Origin of the sequence: Terriglobus sp. YAF25 (assembly GCF_052113305.1) — a bacterium.
In the GTDB taxonomy this organism is placed as follows: Bacteria; Acidobacteriota; Terriglobia; order Terriglobales; family Acidobacteriaceae; genus Terriglobus.
Window position 1 is genome coordinate 1 of sequence record NZ_JBFRCY010000576.1, and the last position, 3,063, is coordinate 3,063.

A 3,063-nucleotide genomic window follows, 5' to 3' on the forward strand; every position below is an offset into this window, starting at 1 on the left:
GCCTCGTCCGCGGCATCACCGTGATAGCGGTGGCGGGCTTAGCGGCCGGAAGCTTCTTTTATCTCTATTCCGGTCCCGGAGAGACGCTGCTGGCCCACATGCAGGCAAGCCTGATGTTGTTGCTGCTCATCACCAATATCGTGATGCGCCTGCGCTGGAGCTATGCCCTGTTCTGTTCGGTGGCATACATCGTCACCTCCATCGCGTTTCTCCGTATCAACTGGACCGCATCGCTCCTTGGAACCCTGGGGCTTGGCAGCGTCTCCGCCTGCTGCGCCGCCATGATGCTGCTTGCCAACTACAGCCTGGAACGGGATGAGCGCCTTTCCTATCTCCTGCAGCAGAGCAATGACCTGAAGAACACCGAACTCCACCAACTGAACATAGAGCTTGGACAATTGAACCGTGAGCTGGAGGCGGTGTCGCATCTGGACAGCCTGACCCAACTGGCTAACCGCACAGCCTTTGACCGCCGCGTACGGGAGCTGTGGCAGAACGCGGCAGAGACCGGCCAGCCGCTGTCGGCCGTCATGATCGACATCGATCATTTCAAACTGGTGAATGACACCCAGGGACACCTCTACGGAGATGCGGTGATTCGCCGCGTCGCTGCCCTGGTGCAGCAGTCCATGCGCGGCCATGGCGACTTCGCTGCACGTTATGGCGGCGAAGAGTTTGTGCTCCTGCTCCCCGGCGCTGACCTGATGACGGCTCTGTCTGTCGCGGAACGTGCCCGCATGATGGTGCATACCGCCGGAGCTCCCGCACCGAAACAGCCCATAGCTCGACCGGAGATCGGTTTGTGGACAACCGTGAGCTGTGGCGTCGCGACCGCCCTCCAGATGCCGGACACCGATTTCGTTCGCCTGCTGCACGCGGCCGATACCGCCCTTTACCGCGCGAAAGCGGAAGGGCGTAATCGTGTATGCGCGGCGGCTCCTTTGGTGTAGAACAACCGTAGTACGGCCATAGCAGAGCTATTCGATGGCGATTTCATCTCCAACTCCCTACCGTATCCATCGACCTTTGCCGAGCGAAAACAATAGATAATCGGTGGCAGCATCCGCCAATTCAGAGAATTGTCTGGTGCATTGGTATCCCGCCCCCAGTGAGTACCAGCCAACAGTAAAGCCGTAATCGTTCTCCGTTATGAATGAGGACGGACTGAACCGCTTGTCGCAGGACTCAAGGAGCAGGTCGTTGGCAACGTCGGGGTGTCGGCGGAGATAAGCTGCAATATCTGCCGGCGGAAGATCGGCAATGGCTAATGCTGACTCAAGCCGAATGTTCCTGGTATGGAAATCGTCGGGGTATATTTCATCCCCCGACTGCCCGCTTCGATCCGACATGACATAATTGTCGCTCCTAAAGAAGCCGAGAATTACAGCTTTCAACAAATGGGGCATTCTCCTATCCCCTGAAGTAGGGCGGGACACATCCCCCCAAAGTGGCTGTGACATTGCTTTCCTCTCTGCCATCCTCAAAGCATCGGGACTGATACGGACCTGCAAGAACCATCCCCCTGGAGGATTTCCGTGCCTACATCGTTTGCCCATTTACCGCACAATACTCAGCAGAGAGCGACCGCCCCGCAGAGAATGATCGCCCAGCAGACAACCATCAACTCGGAAGAGCTCGTCGCGCTAAGCCGCACAGGAGATCTCTCGGCCTGGAGCGAGCTGATGAAACGGCACAAAGGAACGGCTTACAAAGCGGCACTGCGTATCCTGAAGAACACTGAGGATGCCGAGGACGCCGTTCAGGACGCCATGTTCCGGGCCTTTCGCAAGCTTTCCACCTTCCGCGGCGAAGCCACCTTCGCAACCTGGATCACCCGCATCTCTATCAACTCCGCGCTGATGCAGCTCAGGAAGAAGAGACGGCACCCCACCCTCGCACTCGAAGATCTGCTCGGCAATGAGACCAGTAAACCGGTCCTGCACCTGGCAGCCACCTGCCCTACACCGGAGGAGCATTATTTCGACTGGGAGGCACGGAGGCGGCTGCACAAGGCGATCGGCCAGCTCCCCACGATCCTGCAGGGCGTCGCCAAGGACAGAATCGTGAAGGAGCTTCCAGTGGAAGAACTCGCCGTCAAGCATGGCCTGTCGAACGCCGCCGCCAAATCTCGCCTGATGCGCGCCCGCCGCATGATTGCCCATCGCCTGGCGCCGGCGGCCAGGGTGGAACCTCCGGTTTACTGCTAACCTCCCCGGCGGGTCTTGCTTTTAATCTCGCTTTCGAGGATAATTTTCCTCGAAAGCGAGGAATGCTCATGGCAGCCGCCGCAACGCTCGTTCTTCCCAGGGTCGCAGGCTATGACTTTGACTCCGGCGCCGATCTCGGCAATCCATCTGAGCGCGCGGAGCTCTCCTCTGCGGCGATTAAGGCGTTTCTCAATCTCCGTAAAAAGTGGGACCTGAACGAGGAGCAGTCGCGCGCGTTGCTCGGTGGAGTTGCCTCTTCCACCTTTCATGCCTGGAAGACCAACCCCAGGCGGACGCTCGATCAAGACACCCTTACCCGTATCTCGCTGTTGATCGGCATCTACAAGGCGCTCCACATCTACTTCGGCAAGCCTTGGGCAGACCGCTGGATTACGCTTGAAAATCGTGGACCGCTCTTCTCCGGCCGAAGCCCGCTAGCCTATATGATCCAGCGTGGCATGCCCGGCATGCTGGATGTCCGCCGTATGCTCGATGCCTGGCGGGGCGGGCAGTGACTCCGCCTGTCCGGCGAATTGACCAGGACCGAATGCATCGCTTGATCCCCTCCCGCTACAGCGACAGCGGTACCGTGCTCAGCGGTCTTGCGGACGATGACGAGATGCTCGCAAAGCTCATCCGTCTCGACGGAGCCACGAACGATCGTATTCAGGGCGAACAGTCTGGTCTGATTGGCATCAGCACCTATGAGCTCGTCTATGGCATCCCAAATGCCCATATCATCCGCGCGGCTTACCTTCATCCAAGCCCTACTGGATCGAGGTTTAACGACTCCACCCGGGGAGCCTGGTATGCCGCGGACAAGCTTGAAACCTCACTGGACGAAGTTGGCTATCAC

Annotated in this window: 5 protein-coding genes; 4 read left to right on the forward strand and 1 reads right to left on the reverse strand. The window is 58.8% G+C overall.

Features of this window, described 5'->3' with window-relative positions; translation table 11 throughout:
• Positions 1-950: diguanylate cyclase (locus AB4043_RS20395; protein WP_442307925.1), on the forward strand; the 950-nt coding region annotated here is incomplete at its 5' end.
• 57 nt (positions 951-1,007) lie between these two features.
• On the opposite strand, the gene AB4043_RS20400 is transcribed toward AB4043_RS20395, so the two are convergent.
• The gene (locus AB4043_RS20400) at positions 1,008-1,394 is read right to left on the reverse strand and encodes a hypothetical protein (RefSeq protein WP_442302811.1); all 387 of its coding nucleotides are present in this window, start codon (positions 1,392-1,394) and stop codon (positions 1,008-1,010) included.
• 141 nt (positions 1,395-1,535) lie between these two features.
• On the opposite strand from AB4043_RS20400, the gene AB4043_RS20405 reads away from it, so the two are divergent.
• From AB4043_RS20405 to AB4043_RS20415, 3 genes are all read left to right on the forward strand, one after another.
• Positions 1,536-2,207 carry a sigma-70 family RNA polymerase sigma factor gene (locus tag AB4043_RS20405; RefSeq protein ID WP_442302810.1) on the forward strand — a complete coding sequence of 224 codons (672 nt, stop codon included), beginning with the start codon at positions 1,536-1,538 and terminating at the stop codon, positions 2,205-2,207.
• Between the two features lie 68 nt (positions 2,208-2,275).
• A complete protein-coding gene (locus tag AB4043_RS20410; protein WP_442302809.1) occupies positions 2,276-2,722 on the forward strand; it encodes an MbcA/ParS/Xre antitoxin family protein in 447 nt (148 codons plus the stop codon).
• 32 nt (positions 2,723-2,754) lie between these two features.
• Positions 2,755-3,063: RES family NAD+ phosphorylase (locus AB4043_RS20415; protein WP_442307926.1), on the forward strand; the 309-nt coding region annotated here is incomplete at its 3' end.